Annotated in this window: 15 protein-coding genes; 4 read left to right on the plus strand and 11 right to left on the minus strand. The window is 73.2% G+C overall.

The window, feature by feature from the left end; genetic code table 11:
• The 5 genes from BN344_RS18635 to BN344_RS18655 form a co-directional block, all read right to left on the minus strand.
• Positions 1–307: helix-turn-helix domain-containing protein (locus tag BN344_RS18635; protein ID WP_081788812.1), on the minus strand; the 307-nt coding region annotated here is incomplete at its 3' end.
• 158 nt (positions 308–465) lie between these two features.
• A complete protein-coding gene (locus BN344_RS18640; RefSeq protein WP_040339896.1) occupies positions 466–927 on the minus strand; it encodes a CinA family protein in 462 nt (153 codons plus the stop codon).
• On the minus strand, positions 928–1602 hold the full coding sequence (gene pgsA, locus BN344_RS18645; RefSeq protein ID WP_040340194.1) for a CDP-diacylglycerol--glycerol-3-phosphate 3-phosphatidyltransferase: 675 nt from the start codon (positions 1600–1602) through the stop codon (positions 928–930).
• Between the two features lie 4 nt (positions 1603–1606).
• Positions 1607–3058 (minus strand): MiaB/RimO family radical SAM methylthiotransferase, encoded by a 1452-nt coding sequence (locus BN344_RS18650; protein WP_040339897.1) that lies wholly within the window; start codon positions 3056–3058, stop codon positions 1607–1609.
• 75 nt (positions 3059–3133) lie between these two features.
• Complete coding sequence (locus tag BN344_RS18655; protein ID WP_040339898.1) at positions 3134–5635, minus strand: DNA translocase FtsK; 2502 nt, start codon at positions 5633–5635, stop codon at positions 3134–3136.
• 89 nt (positions 5636–5724) lie between these two features.
• On the opposite strand from BN344_RS18655, the gene BN344_RS18660 reads away from it, so the two are divergent.
• Both BN344_RS18660 and BN344_RS18665 read left to right on the plus strand, forming a co-directional pair.
• On the plus strand, positions 5725–7689 hold the full coding sequence (locus tag BN344_RS18660; protein ID WP_040339899.1) for an alpha/beta hydrolase family protein: 1965 nt from the start codon (positions 5725–5727) through the stop codon (positions 7687–7689).
• Complete coding sequence (locus tag BN344_RS18665) at positions 7689–8216, plus strand: GNAT family N-acetyltransferase (protein ID WP_040339900.1); 528 nt, start codon at positions 7689–7691, stop codon at positions 8214–8216. The genes BN344_RS18660 and BN344_RS18665 overlap by 1 nt, the downstream gene beginning before the upstream one ends.
• Here BN344_RS18665 and BN344_RS18670 read toward each other — a convergent pair.
• From BN344_RS18670 to BN344_RS18695, 6 genes are all read right to left on the minus strand, one after another.
• Positions 8191–9891 carry a ribonuclease J gene (locus tag BN344_RS18670; protein WP_040339901.1) on the minus strand — a complete coding sequence of 567 codons (1701 nt, stop codon included), beginning with the start codon at positions 9889–9891 and terminating at the stop codon, positions 8191–8193. The two genes, BN344_RS18665 and BN344_RS18670, sit on opposite strands and share 26 nt — an antisense overlap.
• 10 nt (positions 9892–9901) lie before the next feature.
• Positions 9902–10798 carry a 4-hydroxy-tetrahydrodipicolinate synthase gene (gene dapA / locus BN344_RS18675; protein ID WP_040339902.1) on the minus strand — a complete coding sequence of 299 codons (897 nt, stop codon included), beginning with the start codon at positions 10796–10798 and terminating at the stop codon, positions 9902–9904.
• Positions 10799–10807: 9 nt separating this feature from the next.
• Positions 10808–11335, minus strand: a complete 528-nt coding sequence (locus BN344_RS18680) for a dihydrofolate reductase (protein ID WP_197022377.1) — start codon at positions 11333–11335, stop codon at positions 10808–10810.
• Positions 11332–12138 (minus strand): thymidylate synthase, encoded by an 807-nt coding sequence (locus tag BN344_RS18685; RefSeq protein WP_040339903.1) that lies wholly within the window; start codon positions 12136–12138, stop codon positions 11332–11334. The genes BN344_RS18680 and BN344_RS18685 overlap by 4 nt, the downstream gene beginning before the upstream one ends.
• Before the next feature lie 76 nt (positions 12139–12214).
• Positions 12215–12967, minus strand: coding sequence for an FAD-dependent thymidylate synthase (thyX, locus tag BN344_RS18690; protein WP_040340196.1), 753 nt, complete (start codon positions 12965–12967; stop codon positions 12215–12217).
• Between the two features lie 10 nt (positions 12968–12977).
• Positions 12978–14189 (minus strand): winged helix-turn-helix domain-containing protein, encoded by a 1212-nt coding sequence (locus BN344_RS18695; RefSeq protein WP_040339904.1) that lies wholly within the window; start codon positions 14187–14189, stop codon positions 12978–12980.
• A 62-nt stretch (positions 14190–14251) separates the two neighbouring features.
• Between BN344_RS18695 and BN344_RS18700 the strand changes: the two genes are divergently transcribed.
• Complete coding sequence (locus BN344_RS18700) at positions 14252–14845, plus strand: GNAT family N-acetyltransferase (protein WP_081788770.1); 594 nt, start codon at positions 14252–14254, stop codon at positions 14843–14845.
• Entirely contained in the window at positions 14842–15498 is a 657-nt protein-coding gene (locus tag BN344_RS18705) for a DUF2461 domain-containing protein (protein WP_040339905.1), read from the plus strand. Before BN344_RS18700 ends, BN344_RS18705 begins: the two co-directional genes overlap by 4 nt.
• Positions 15499–15574: the final 76 nt, after the last annotated feature.

Here is a 15574-nt window from a genome sequence, read left to right on the forward strand (position 1 = left end):
CGGGCTGCTCCTCCGCGGCGGCCTCGGCCGCATCGGCGGCGCCCGGCTGCGCGAGGGCACGCACGGCGCCGGAACCGGCGACGCGGAGCTCGAGGCTCACCTCGGCGAGCAGGTCGGCCAGTTCGACGTCGAGGGCGTCGCAGATGGAGGCGAGCAGCTCGGAGGACGCCTCCTTCTGCCCGCGCTCGACCTCGGAGAGGTACCCGAGGCTCACCCGCGCGGCGCCCGAGACGTCGCGCAGCGTCCGGCGCTGACGCAGCCGGTGACCCCGAAGGGTGCTCCCGAGCTGGGTACGCAGCAGCAGCATGGCCACTCTCTCCTGTCCTGCGAGCGGGGGAAGCGCGGACGCCCGATCGACGTCGTGCGCTCACGGTACGCGGCGCCGCGGCCGAGAGCCGGATCACCCGGCGCGCGTCCTCTCAGGGCGTAACGCGACCACGCCGGCAGGGCTTCCCAGTCGGGCGCTCAGGACAGGCGGTCGAGCAGCGCCTGCGTCGCCGCACCGACGGCCGCCCCGCGGACGGCGTTCCGGTCCCCGGGCAGGTCGAGCTCCACGACGTCGGTCCGCCGCCCGTCGGACACCCCGACGTAGACCCGACCGGGGCGGTGCCCGTCGACCGGATCGGGGCCGGCCACCCCGGTCAGCCCGACTCCCCACGTGGAGCCGCAGGCGGCCCGCACGCCCTCGGCCAGGGCCGCGGCGGTCTCGCGGCTCACCGGCCCGTGTGCCGCCAGCGTGGCCGCGGGGACGCCGGCCAGCGACGTCTTGAGGTCCGTGGCGTAGACGACCACGCCGCCGCGCAGCGTCGCGCTGGCGCCCGGCAGCGCGGCCAGGCCGGCGCAGAAGAGCCCCGCGGTCAGCGACTCCGCAGCCGCGACCGTCTCACCGCGAGCCAGCAGTGCCCGATGCAGGTCGGCGGCCGGCATTCAGGCGGCGGTGTCGGTACGGGTACCTGCGGCCCCCGTGGTGTCCCCCGAGGCCCGCCGCGCGGCGGCGTTGCGCATCGCGCGGGCGCTGGTCCGCCGCAGGGTCAGCGCCCGGTAGACGTAGTCGAGGCCCGTGAGCAGCGTGAGCAGCACCGCCGCCGCCATGACCCACCAGCGGCCTGTGGCCAGGAGCCCGGTCAGCGGCAGGATGTAGAGCCCGATCGCCAGTGCCTGCAGGACGGTCTTGAGCTTGCCGCCGCGGCTGGCCGCGATCACGCCGTGGCGGATCACCCAGAACCTCAGCAGCGTGACGCCCACCTCGCGGACGAGGATCACCACGGTCACCCACCAGGGCAGCAGCCCCAGCGCCGACAACCCGATGAGCGCGGTCCCGGTCAGCGCCTTGTCGGCGATGGGGTCGGCGAGCTTGCCGAACTCCGTGACCTGCCCGGTACGCCGGGCGATCATCCCGTCGTAGCGGTCGGTGATGATCGCCAGTCCGAAGACCAGCGTCGCCCAGTACCGGCCGGCGTCGTCGAGCCCCTCGTCGTGCAGGAGGAGGTAGGCGAACACCGGGACGACGGCCAGCCGGAGCACGGTCAACGCGTTGGGCAGGTTCACCACCTTCACCGACGACGGCGGTGTGGCGGCCGGGTCCGGGGCGACGTCGGTCACCGCGTCACCGCCGTCCCCCGGGCAGCGCCGGGAGGAGGGCCCGGGCGACCAGGTCGACACCCTCGGTGCCGACCACCTCGGCCGTCACCAGCTGGCCGGCGACCGAGCCCTCGGGCACAGCGGCGACGGTGGTCGTCCCGTCGGCGTCCGGATCCTGGTGGGCGGCGTGTCCCAGCCATGTGCCCTCAGATGCGGTGCCGGCGCCGTCGGTCGCGGAGAGGTCCTCGGTGAGCAGCACCTCGACCCGCTGGCCGACGCGGTCCTCCGCGCGCTGCGCGGTCAGCTCCTCCACCAGGTCGGTGATGCGGCGGACTCGGGCGTCGATCTCGGCCTGGTCGAGCTTGCCGGACAACCCCATGGCCTCGGTGCCCTCCTCGTCGGAGTAGCCGAACACACCGACCGCGTCCAGGCGGCCCTCGGTGAGGAAGCGCTCCAGTTCGGCGACGTCGTCCTCGGTCTCGCCGGGGAAGCCGAGGATGACGTTGGTGCGGAAACCTGCGTCCGGGGCCAGGCTACGAGCTCGCTCGATGGTGCGCAGGAAGTCGTCCGTGCCCCCGAACCGGCGCATCCGGCGCAGCAGGGTCGGCGAGGAGTGCTGGAACGACAGGTCGTAGTAGGGCGCGATCCCCGGGGTGGTCGCGATCAGCTCCAGCAGGCCCGGGCGCAGCTCGGCCGGCTGCAGGTAGGCCACCCGGACGCGGGCGATGCCCGGGACGGCGGCCAGCTCGGGCAGCAGCTTCTCCAGCGACCGCAGGTCGCCGAGGTCCTTGCCGTAGGAGGTGGAGTTCTCGCTGACCAGGACCAGCTCGGTGACCCCCTGGCCGGCCAGCCACTGCGCCTCGCCCAGCACCTCGGCCGGGGGCCGGGACACGAACGCGCCGCGGAACGTCGGGATGGCGCAGAAGGCACACCGCCGGTCGCAGCCCGAGGCCAGCTTGAGCGCCGCGGTGGGGCCCGAGGCGAGCCGCTTGCGGCGCAGCCAGTCGTGGCCGGGGATCGCGAGGGCGTCGTCGGCGGCGCGGGCGGCGGTGCGCTGCACGGGGCTGATCGGCAGCAGGGTGCGCCGGTCGCGCGGCGTGTGGGGCACCAGCGGGCGGCCGGCGATGACGTCGTCGAGGCGGTCGCCGATCTGGGCGTAGTCGTCGAAGCCGAGGACGGTGGCCTCCGGCAACGCCCCGGCGAGCTCGGAGCCGTACCGCTCGGCCATGCAGCCCACGGCGACCACGGGGGCGCCCGAGTCGGTGGCCGCGAGGATGGCGTCGACGGAGTCCTTCTTGGCCGACTCGATGAAGCCGCAGGTGTTCACCAGGACGGCGTCGGCGGTGTCGGCGTCGTCCACGAGTTCGTAGCCGCCCGCTGCCAGCCGGCCCGCCAGCTCCTCGGAGTCGACCTCGTTGCGGGCGCACCCGAGGGTCACCACCGCCACTGTCCGGGCAGGGCGGGGCGCAGCTGTCACCCGCCCATCGTAGAGGAAGGACCCCCGTGCCCCCCGTCACTCGCGGGCTCGTGACGGGCCCCTGCACGGGGACCGTTACTCGCCGCCACCCCGCAGCGTGAAGAGAACGCTCTCCAGCTCGTCGGGCTTGATGAGCACGTCGCGCGCCTTGGATCCCTCGGAGGGGCCGACGATCCCGCGGCTCTCCATGAGGTCCATGAGCCGGCCGGCCTTGGCGAACCCGACCCGGAGCTTGCGCTGCAGCATCGACGTGGAGCCGAACTGGCTGGTGACGATGAGCTCGACCGCCTGGACCAGCAGCTCCAGGTCGCCGCCGATGTCCTCGTCGATCTCCTTCTTCTCGCCGCCGCCGGCCGCGGTGAAGACCTCTTCCCGGTACTCGGGCTCGGCCTGGCGCTTGGTGAACTCGACGACCGCCTCGATCTCGGCGTCGGTGACGAACGCGCCCTGGACGCGCATCGGCTTGCCCGCGCCGATGGGCATGAAGAGGGCGTCACCCATGCCGATGAGCTTCTCCGCGCCCGGCTGGTCGAGGATGACCCGGCTGTCGGTGAGGCTGGAGGTCGAGAACGCCAGCCGCGAGGGAACGTTGGCCTTGATCAGGCCGGTGACGACGTCGACCGACGGGCGCTGCGTGGCCAGGATCAGGTGGATGCCGGCGGCGCGCGCCTTCTGGGTGATGCGGACGATGTGGTCCTCGACGTCGCGCGGGGCCACCATCATCAGGTCGGCGAGCTCGTCGACGATCGTGAGGATGTAGGGGTAGGGCCGGTAGACGCGCTCGCTGCCGGGCGGGGTGGTGATCTCGCCCTTCTCCACCTTGCGGTTGAAGTCGTCGATGTGCCGGACACCGGTGGACTTCATGTCCTGGTAGCGCTGCTCCATCTCCTCGACCAGCCAGGCCAGCGCCGTCGCGGCCTTCTTCGGGTCGGTGATGATCGGCGTGATCAGGTGCGGGATGCCGTCGTAGGGCGTCAGCTCGACCATCTTCGGGTCGACCAGGATCATCCGCAGCTGGTCGGGGGTCGACCGCAGCAGCAGCGAGGTCAGGATCGAGTTGACGCAGCTGGACTTACCGGCACCGGTGGCACCGGCGACCAGCAGGTGCGGCATCTTCGCCAGGTTGGCGCAGACGAAGCCGCCCTCGATGTCCTTGCCCAGGCCCACCAGCATCGGGTGCGGGTCCTGCTTGGCCGCGCCGGAGCGCAGGACGTCGCCGAGCGACACCTTCTCGCGGTCGGTGTTGGGCACCTCGATGCCGACGGCGGACTTGCCCGGGATCGGCGCCAGGATGCGGATGTTGTCGTTGGCCACCGCGTAGGCCATGTTCTTGGTCAGCTGGGTGATCTTCTCGACCTTGACGCCCTGGCCGAGCTCCACCTCGTAGCGGGTGACCGTCGGGCCGCGGGTGAACCCGGTGACGGCGGCGTCGATGTTGAACTGCTCGAGCACCCCGCTGATCGCCTCGATGGCGACGTCGTTGGCCTTGGACCGGGCCCGCGGCGGGTCACCGGGGCGCAGCATCGACAGCGCGGGCAGCACGTAGTCGCCCTCGACCGGCTGGATGGAGAGCTGCTGCGGTTCGGTGATCGGCGGGAGGTCGTCGGCCGGGAGGGTGCGGTCGACGACGGGCGGGCGGGCCGCCGGCCGCAGCTCGACGTGCTCGGGATCGGTGGTGAGCGTGGCGTCGACAGCGGCGTCGAGGGCACCCAGGTCCACCGGCCCGGTGGTGAGCAGGTCCTCGGAGAGCGACTTCCGGCCGAAGCGCCGGCCCTTGGGTGCCGACTCCTCGTCCTCCTCGTCGTCGTACTCGTCCTCGTCGTACTCGTCGTAGTCGTCGACCCGGCCCAGCAGCCGGTCGGCGAGTTCGCGCAGGCGCTCGGGGATCTGGTGCACCGGGGTGGCGGTGATGACCAGCAGCCCGAAGAAGGCCAGCAGGCCGAGCAGCACGACGGCGACGACGCTGCCCATGCCGGCGACCAGGGGCGTGCCGACGGCCCAGCCGACCACGCCGCCCGAGCCGGGGACGCCGCCCTCGGGGTCGGCGGGGTCACCGGTGACCTGCGCGATGCCCAGCACCGATGCGATGGTGCACAGCCAGCCGATCAGCAGGCGCCCGCGGGCCTCCGGTCGTGGACCCCGGCGCAGCAGCCGCAGGGAGGCGAAGAAGAGGACGACGGGCAGGACCATCACCAGCGAGCCGATGACCCAGCGGACCCCGTCGGTCAGGGCGACACCCACCGGGCCGATGCCGTTGCTCCAGGCCGCGGCGCCGAGGACGACGGCCAGGCCCAGCACGGCCAGGCCCACGCCGTCGCGGCGGTGCTCGGGCGCGAGCGGCTCCGCCTCCTCCGGGCGGGCCACCGACCGGGCCAGGCCGCCGGCTCCGCGGGCGAGCAGGCCCCACGTGCCGTTGGCGGCACGCCACAGGCTGAAGCCGGCGTCCTTCTTCTTGCGGGGGGCCGGCCGGCGGTTACCGGTGCGCTTGGGGGCCGGCCGCTTCTTGCTGGCCGCGGTCGATCCCGAGCGGCTCCGGCTGGACGCCGGCCGGCGCGTCGACGTGGTGCGGGCAGGCATGCGTCGAACCGTAATCGGCTAGGAGGCTCCGGACGGGCAGGCCAGGCGTCGTGTCCCGCACGAGCCGTCCATCTCATAACGTCACAGTCATGAGCGCCTCCCTCCCCTACGGCAGCTGGCCGACGCCGATCACCTCCGAGCTCGTCGTCCGCGCGGCCGCCCGTCTCGGCGAGGTGGTGGTGGACAGCTCTCCCACCCGCCCCGGCGACGTGTGGTGGTCGGAGTCCCGACCCGACGAGGGCGGCCGATCGGTGATCGTGCGGCGGGACGGCGACGGCCGGACGACCGACGTGCTCCCCGCCCCTTGGAACGCCCGCACCCGGGTGCACGAGTACGGCGGCGGGGCCTGGACCGTCGCCGACGGCACGCTGTGGTTCACCGAGTTCTCCGACCAGCGGCTGTACCGACTCGATCCCGGCAGCCGCACCCCGGTCCCCGTCACTCCGGAGCCCGCGGTGCGGGCCGGCGTGCGGCACGCCGACCTCCGGGTCGACGGGGACGGCGTCCTCGCCGTCCGCGAGAGCCATCCCGCCGAGCACGCCGCGGCCGCCGAGGTCGTGAACGAGATCGTGCGGGTGGGCACCGATGGTTCCGAGGTCCTGGTCAGCGGGCCGGACTTCGTGTCCGACCCCCGCCGTGGTCCGGACGGCTCGCTCGCCTGGCTGCAGTGGGATCACCCGCACATGCCGTGGGACGCGGCCCGGCTGGTGGTCCGCTCCGCCGACGGCGCCGAGACCGTGGTCGCCGGCGGGCCGGGCGAGTCGGTCGTGCAGCCGGTGTGGGACGGCGACGGCGCGCTGTGGTTCCTCTGCGACCGCACGAACTTCTGGTCGCTGTACCGGTGGACCGCGGGGTCCGACGCCGAACTGGTCCTCGACGTCGGTGCCGACATCGCCGGCCCGCAGTGGGTCTTCGGTGCCAGTCGCTTCGCCCCGCTGGCCGACGGCCGGATCGTGCTGGCCTACGGGCGGGACGGGGCCGACCGGCTGGCGGTGGTCGCCCCCCGCGGGGACCTCCGCGAGCTCGATCTGCCGTACGCGGCGCTGCGGCAGATCGCGGCGATCGGCGACGGCGTGGTGTGCGTCGCCGGCGGTCCGGACAGCGAACCGGTGGTGCTCCGCGTGCCCCTGGACGGGCGGCCCGACGTCCTGCGTCCCGCCCGCGCTCTCGGCCTCGACCCGGCCTGGTTCTCCCGGCCCGAGCACGTGACCTTCCCGACCGAGGACGCCGGCACGGGCATCGACGTCGGCCACGCCCTCGTGTACCCGCCGACCAATCCGGAGGTCGCCGCTCCGAACGGCGACCTGCCGCCGCTGCTCGTGCTCGTGCACGGCGGGCCCACCTCGGCCGCCTCGCCGGTGCTCAACCTCGCCGTCCAGTACTGGACCTCCCGCGGCTTCTGCGTCGCCGACGTCGACTACCGCGGCTCGACCGGGTACGGGCGCCGGTACCGCGACGCGCTGCAGGGCCGGTGGGGCGAGGTCGACCTGGACGACGTCGTCGCCTGCGCGTGCCACCTGGCCGGCGCCGGCCGGGTGGCCCCGGCACGCATGGCCATCCGCGGCGGTTCGGCGGGCGGCTACACGACCCTGGCGGCGCTGACCATGCGGCCGGGCGTCTTCACCGCCGGTGCCAGCCACTACGGCGTGGCCGACCTGAGTGCTCTCGCGGAGGAGACCCACAAGTTCGAGTCGCGCTACCTCGACGGTCTGGTCGCGCCGTACGACCCGGATGCAGGGCCGGCCGGGCGGGCGGTGTACGAGCAGCGCTCGCCGATCACCCACGTCGACGCGCTGAACACCCCCCTGGCGGTCTTCCAGGGTGACGAGGACGCCATCGTGCCGCCCGCGCAGGCCGAGGCGATCGTGGCCGCGCTGCGGGAGAAGGGCGTGCCGCACACCTACCTGCTCTTCGCCGGGGAGCAGCACGGCTTCCGCAAGGCGGAGAACATCCGCGCCGCCCTCGACGGCGAGCTGTCCTTCTACGCCCAGGTGTGGGGCTTCGACCTGCCGCCCGACGAAGGCATCCGGCCGATCGACGTCGAGAACCTCTGATGACCATCCGCCCGGCGCGGGACGACGACCTGCCGCGGCTGCGCGAGATCGAACGCGCCGCCGGCCGGTCGTTCGCCGGACTGGGCATGGACCTGGTCGCCGAGGACGAGCCGCCGCCGCTCGGAACGCTGCGGGAGTACGCCGACGACGGCCGCGCCTGGGTGCGCACCGACGAGCAGGATCGCCCCGTGGCGTACCTGCTGGCCGAGGTCGTGGACGGCTGCGCGCACCTCGAGCAGGTGAGCGTGCACCCCGATGCCGCCGGGCACGGCCACGGCCGACACCTCGTCGAGCACCTGCTGGGCTGGGCGCGGCAGCGCGCGCTGCCCGCCGTCACGCTCACCACCTACACCGACGTGCCGTGGAACGGCCCGTACTACCGGCGGCTGGGCTTCCGCCCCTTGGACGGCGCGGAGCTCACCCCCGGGCTACGCCGCATCCGCGCGGCCGAGGCCGTCCGCGGCCTGGACCGCTGGCCGCGGACCGCGATGCGGTACGACCTCAGACCTCCAGCACCGTCGGGATGATCATCGGGCGGCGGCGGTGGGTGTCCGAGACCCACTTGCCGACGGTCCGGCGGATGATCTGCGACATCCGGTGCGGATCGACGTCGTCGTCCTGCAGGGCCCGCCGGAGGTTGTCCTCCACCAGGCGCAGGACCTCGTCGAAGGCCGACGGGTCGTCGGAGAAGCCCTTGGTCGACAGGTGCACCGGCCGCACGATCGTGCGGGTGGACGGCTCGACCACCACCGTCAGCGCGACGAAGCCCTCGTCGCCCAGGATGCGCCGGGCCTGCAGCGACTCCTCCCCCACGTCGCCGACGTTGAGCCCGTCGACGTAGACGTTGCCGATCGGCACGCTGCCCACGATCGAGGCCTTGCCGTCGACCAGGTCGATCACGACGCCGTCCTCGGCGAGCAGCACCCGGTCGGCCGGCATGCCGGTCTCCTCGGCGAGCTTGGCGTGGGCGCGCAGGTGCCGCCACTCGCCGTGCACCGGCATCAGGTAGCGCGGCTTGGCCACGTTGAGCAGGGTGCGCAGCTCGCCGGCCGGCGCGTGCCCGGAGACGTGCACCCGCGCCGTCTCCTTGTGCACCACCGTCGCGCCCAGCCGGGACAGGCCGTTGATGACCTTGTAGACGGCGGTCTCGTTGCCCGGCACCAGCGACGAGGCGAGGACGACGGTGTCGCCCGGCTCGATGGTCACCTGGTGGTGGTCGCCGCGCGCCATGCGGCCCAGCGCCGAGAGCGGCTCGCCCTGCGACCCCGTGCTCACCAGGACCACCTGCTCGGCCGGCATCTTCGCCGCGTCGTCGAGGGAGACCATCAGGCCGGGCGCCATGTGCAGCAGACCGAGGTCGCGCGCGACGCCCATGTTGCGGACCATCGAGCGGCCCACGAGCGCCACCTTGCGGCCGTGCTTGTGCGCGCAGTCGAGCACCTGCTGGATGCGGTGCACGTGGCTGGCGAAGCTGGAGACGATCAGCCGTTGCGTGGCGCGGGCGAACACGTCGTCGAGGACCGGGCCGATGCTCCGCTCGGGGGTGACGAAGCCGGGCACCTCGGCGTTGGTCGAGTCGGACAGCAGCAGGTCGATGCCCGAGACACCGAGCCGGGCGAACGCGCCCAGGTCGGTGAGGACGCCGTCCAGCGGCAGCTGGTCCATCTTGAAGTCGCCGGTGTGCACGAGCACGCCGGCCGGCGTGTGCACCGCGACGGCGAGCGCATCCGGGATCGAGTGGTTCACCGAGATGAACTCGCAGTGGAACGGCCCGGCCAGGTGGTCGTCGCCGGCGGCGACCTCGACCAGCACCGGGTCGATGCGGTGCTCGCGCAGCTTGGCCTTGACCAGCGCCAGCGTGAAGCGGGAGCCGACCAGCGGGATGTCCTCGCGCAGCCGCAGCAGGTAGGGGATCGCCCCGATGTGGTCCTCGTGCCCGTGGGTGAGGACGACGGCGGTGATGTCGTCGAGGCGGTGCTCGATGACGCCGAAATCGGGCAGGATCAGGTCGATGCCGGGCTGTTCGGCCTCGGGGAAGAGCACCCCGCAGTCGATCACCAGCAGCTGCCCGTCGAACTCGAGCACCGCCATGTTGCGGCCGATCTCGCCGAGTCCGCCGAGGGCCATGACCCGCAGCGCGCCGTCCGGCAGCTTGGGTGGGGCCTTGAGGTCGAGGTGCGGCTGGGTGACCACGCCGCTCATCGGTCGATGCTCACAGTGGGACGCCTCCGTCGGCGAGGTCGATGCGCAGTTGCGCCAGTTGGTCGTCGGTGGCGTCGACCAGCGGTGGCCGCAGGGGGCCGGCCGGCAGGCCGAGCGCGTTGAGCGCCGCCTTGACCAGGATCGCGCCCTGGGTGCGGAAGATGCCGGTGTAGACCGGCAGCAGACTGTCGTTCACGGCGCGGGCGCGGGCCAGGTCGCCGGCCTCGACCGCGGCGATCAGCTCGGCGAGCCGGGGGCCGACGAGGTGGCCGACCACGCTGACCACACCGACGCCGCCCATCGCCAGGATCGGCAGGTTGAGCATGTCCTCGCCGCTGTAGTACGCCAGGTCCGTGCGCGCCTTGGTCCAGGCCAGCGCACCGAGGTCGCCCTTGGCGTCCTTCACCGCGACGATCCGCGGGTGCTCGGCCAGGCGGACCAGGGTCTCGACCTCGATCGGGACCACCGAGCGCGGCGGGATGTCGTAGAGCATCACCGGCAGGTCGGTGCTGTCCGCGACCGTGGTGAAGTGCCGCAGCAGGCCGGCCTGCGGGGGCTTGCTGTAGTACGGCGTGACGACGAGGAGGCCGTGGGCGCCCAGCCGCTCGGCGGCCTGTGCCCGCTCGACGGTGTGCGCGGTGTCGTTGGTGCCGACCCCGGCGAGGACGGTGGCACGGTCGCCGACGGCGTCGAGCACCGCTTCGAGGACGGCGTGCGACTCGCCGTCGCTCAGCGTCGGTGCCTCACCGGTCGTGCCGAGGACGACCAGCCCGTCGTGGGCCTGGCGGTCGACGAGGTGGGCGGCGAGCTCCTGCGCGCCCGCGAGGTCGATCGACCCGTCCTCGGCCAGCGGCGTGACCATCGCCGTGAGCACGCGCCCGAAGGGCCGGGCCGGGTCGGTGGTCATGGACCGAATCTACCGAGCCGCGTCATCCGGGCCGGTCCCGCCCACGGCGACGCGCTCGTACTCGGACACCGCGAAGCGCAGGCCCCCGGACTCCGACGTCGACCAGCCGCTCGCCGGGGTCCGCGTGGTCAGGGTCCAGGCGGCGTCCAGCGGCGCCGCCCAGGTGTCCCCCTCCACCTCGACGTCGACGTCGGTGACCACGAGCCGGGAGGCGTGCGGCAGGAATTCGGCGTAGACCGCTCCCCCGCCGATGACCCAGAACGACTCGTGCTCGTCGAGCACCTGCTGGACCGAGTGCGCCACGGTGCCGCCGTCGGCCGACCACGCGGAATCCGTGGTCAGGACGACGTTGTGCCGACCCGGTAGCGGGCGGACGCGGTCGGGCAGGGACTCCCAGGTGCGGCGGCCCATCACGACCGTCGAGTCCATGGTGAACCGGCGGAACAGCGCCAGGTCCTCCGGCAGGTGCCACGGCAGCGTGCCGTTCGCCCCGATCACCCCACCCCGGGCCTGCGCCCAGATCATCGAGACGGTCACACCGCCACGGCCGCCCGGATCGCCGGGTGCGGCTCGTAGCCGTGCACCGCGAAGTGCTCGTAGCCGTAGTCGAACAGCGAGGCAGCCGGCGCGAGCTCGAGCGTCGGGAACGGCCGGACCTCGCGGGAGAGCTGCTCGGTCACCTGCTCGACGTGATTGCTGTAGATGTGGCAGTCACCGCCGACCCAGATGAACTCACCCGGCTCGAGCCCGACCTGGGCGGCCACCATCCGGGTGAGCAGCGCGTAGCTGGCGATGTTGAACGGCACGCCCAGGAACATGTCGGCGCTGCGCTGGTAGAGCTGGCAGGAGAGCGTGCCGTCGGCGACGTAGAACTGGAAGAACGCGTGGCAGGGCGCCAGGGCCATCTCCGGCAGCGCGGCCACGTTCCAGGCCGAGACGATCATGCGGCGGGAGTCGGGGTCGGAGCGCAGCGTGTCGAGCACCTGGGAGATCTGGTCGATGTGCTGCCCGTCGGGCGTGGGCCACGACCGCCACTGCACGCCGTAGACGGGCCCCAGCTCGCCCTCCGGGGAGGCCCACTCGTCCCAGATGGTGACGCCGTTGTCCCGCAGCCACCCGACGTTGCCCTCCCCGCGGAGGAACCACAGCAGCTCGACGGCGATCGACTTGAAGTGCACCTTCTTCGTCGTCACCAGGGGGAAGGTCTCGGACAGGTCGTACCGGAGCCGCTCGCCGAACAGGCTCACCGTCCCGGTGCCGGTCCGGTCCTGCTTCGGCGTGCCCTGCTCCAGGATCCGGCGCAGGAGGTCTTCGTACTGGGTGTCGATCGGCGCTGCCACGCACCCGAGACTACGGCCGGGCACCGACGGCCGGGAGCCGCCCGGCGCACCCGCCCCAGGCGGCCCACTGGAGGACTCAGCCCTCCCCGACCAGCGGGCTGGCCGCCACCTCCGAGCCGTCGGCGAGGGTGCTGATCCGGAAGTCGCCGAAGACGTTGCCGGCCACCCGCTGCAGCTCGCGGAGGCACGCGACCGCCAGCTCGCGGATCTCGACGTCGGCGTGCTCGCTGGCGCGCATGGCGACGAAGTGCCGCCACGCCCGGTAGTTGCCGGTGACGACGATCCGGGTCTCGGTGGCGTTGGGCAGCACCGACCGGGCGGCCTGCCGCGCCTGCTTGCGCCGCAGCGTGCCGTTGGGCACGTCGGCGAACCGGTCCTCGAGTCCGGCCAGCAGCCGGTCGTAGGCCTCCAGCGCTGCTCCGGTCGCCGCGACGAACAGCGCGTGCAGTTCGGGGTCCTCGGCGATGACCGCCGGCTCCACCATCTCGGCGTCCCGCTCGGGGACGTACCGCTGGGAGAGCTGGCTGTAGGAGAAGTGCCGATGCCGGACGAGCTCGTGGCTCAGCGACCGGGAGACGCCGGTCAGGTACATGCTCACCGTGCCGTGCTCGAGCACCGAGAGGTGGCCGACCTCGAGGATGTGCCGCAGGTAGCCGGCGTTCGTGGCGGTGGCCGGGTTGGGCTTGCTCCACGACTGGTAGCAGGCCCGGCCGGCGAACTCGGCCAGCGCCTGTCCGCCCTCGGCGTCGGTGTTCCACGGCACGTCGGCCGGCGGGGTGAACTGCGTCTGGGCGACGACCTGGACCTTCAGCGGCACGATCTCGGGCACGCCGGCGAGCCTACGGCGGCCCCACCGCCCGGCCGAGCTCACCGGCCAGGTCGCCCCGGTCGGCGACCGCGACGTCGTCGAGCTCCAGCCAGCCGGCCAGGATCCGCAGCTCCGCCGCGAGCTCCCCGGCCACCTCGACGCGGTCGACGCCGTCCTCGGCAAAGGCCGCCTGCACCCGCAGCACCGATGCCTGCCGGTCTGCCTTGAGGTCCACCCGCCCCACGAGGCGGTCGCCGAGGAGGAAGGGGAGCACGTAGTAGCCGTGCACCCGCTTGGCCGCCGGCGTGTAGATCTCCAGCCGGTAGCGGAAGCCGAAGATCCGCTCGACCCGCGGCCGTTCCCAGACCAGGGAGTCGAAGGGGCTGAGCAGCGCGCGGGCGCGGATCCAGCGGGGACGGCGGGCCGACGGGTCCAACCAGGCCGGCTTCCCCCAACCGTCGACGTCGACGGACACCAGCTCGCCGGCATCGGCCAGTTCGGCGATCGCGGCCCGCGTGTCGGCCGGCTTGAGGCGGAAGTAGTCGCGCAGATCGGTCTCGGTGGCCACGCCCAGCGCCCGCGACGCGGTACGGATCAGCTCCCGCACCGCATCCGGACGATCAGGCACCGGCTCGGCCAGGACCGCCGCCGGGAGGACGCGCTCGGTGAGGTCGTAGACCCGCTCGAAGCCGGCCGTCCGGCCGCGGGTGGTCAGCTCACCGGTGAAGAACAGGTACTCGAGCGCCGCCTTGCCCTCGTGCCAGTTCCACATGCTCCCCGGGCGGTCGGGTCTGGCCTCCCCGAGCTGGGCGGCACGGAGCGGGCCTTCCTGGCGCACCCGCTCGACCAGGGCGGCGACGTACTCCGGCCGCTCGCGGGCCACCCGGGTCATCGAGCCCCAGGCCTGGCTGTCGGCGTCGGCCATGCGCCAGCGCAGGTACGGGTGCAGCCGCGCCGGCAGGAAGGACGCCTCGTGCGCCCAGTACTCGAAGAGCGCGCCGCGACCGTCGGTGAGCGCATCAAGGGTGGTCCGCGGATAGGGCCCGAGCCGACTGAAGAAGGGCAGGTAGTGCGACCGCGACAGCACGTTGACCGAGTCGATCTGGACGACGGCCAGTCGCTCGGCCGTAGCCCGGAGCTGCCGGGTCCCCACCGGCGTGGAGGGCCGCGGCGCCGCGAACCCCTGGGCTCCCAGGGCGATGCGCCGGGCCAGGCCGGCCGACAGGCGTTCCGCGCGCGTCACGACCCGATCCTGCCGTCGGCCACTGACAACTCCTCCCCGGCCCCCGTCCTAGGCTCGCGGACGTGGACCCCTCGCCGTTCCCCCGCCTGACCGGCTCCGCCGACGTCTCGGTGCGGCCGGCCCGTGCGGAGGAAGCGGCCGACATCGCCCGGGTGCAGGCGGTGGCCTGGCGGACGGCGTACCGCTCCGTGCTCCCACCCGAGCTGCTGGACACCTGGGACGAGGACGCGGCGGCGCAGTCGTGGCGCACCGCCGTCGTCTCACCGCCCACGCCGGGGCACCTGGTCCTGGTGGCCCTGGAAGGGAGCACCGTCGTGGGGTTCACCGCCTTCGGCCCCGCCGAGCTCGGCGACGGGGAGACGTCCGACCCGGCCGGCGCCACCGCCGAGATCGCGACCCTGCTGGTCGAGCCCCGCTGGGGACGCCGCGGGCACGGCAGCCGGCTGCTGTCCGCCGTCGTGGACCTCGCCCGCTCGCAGGGTGTCGCGCGGCTCCGCATCTGGCTGCCGGAGTCCGACGCTGCGTCGACGTCGTTCCTCGAGTCGGCGGGGTGGGAGCCCGATGGATGGGCGCGGACCCTGGACACCGGGGCCGCGCCGCTGCGCGAGATCCGCTGGCACACCCTGCTGGACGGCACGGAAGGAGACCAGCCGTGAGCTTCGACGGCTTTCCCGACGACGGGCTGGTCTTCTACGAGGGCCTGGAGGCGGACAACAGCAAGACCTTCTGGACGCAGCACAAGGCCGAGTACGACTCGTCCGTCCGGGCCCCGATGCTCGCGCTCCTGGAGGAGCTGGCCGGCGAATTCGGCCGGGCGAAGGTCTTCCGCCCGTACCGCGACGTGCGTTTCTCCCACGACAAGACGCCGTACAAGACCCACCAGGGGGCGGTGATCCACCCCGTGGGCCGCGCGAGCGCCCTGTACGTGCAGATCTCGGCCGACGGGCTGCGCGTCGCCGGCGGGTGCTGGCGCCTGGAATCCGACCAGGTGGCCAGGTACCGGCGGGCGGTCTCCGACGCGGTGCAGGGACCGCGACTGGAAGGCGAGACCGAGCGCCTCGCCGCTGCCGGGTGGACCATCGAGGGCGATCGACTCGTCCGGGCCCCTTCCGGATTCGATGCCAACAGCCCCCGGATGGAGCTGCTCAAGCGGAAGTCGCTGCACGCGAGTCGCGCGTGGGAGCCGGCCGACTGGCTGCACTCCGCGGAGGCGCTCGACCGCGTTCGCCAGGCATGGCGCGACCTGTCGGTGCTCAACGCATGGCTGGACGACAACGTCGGCGCAACCACCAAGGAACCCCGCCGCTGAGGGGACTTTCGGCGCCGGAAGTCCGGTCCGGCCCCACCCGCTTCTCCGCGGGAATGCAGAAGAGCCCCAGCCATAT

This window comes from Candidatus Blastococcus massiliensis AP3 (assembly GCF_000582785.1).
GTDB classification, from domain to species: Bacteria; Actinomycetota; Actinomycetes; order Mycobacteriales; family Geodermatophilaceae; genus Blastococcus; species Blastococcus massiliensis.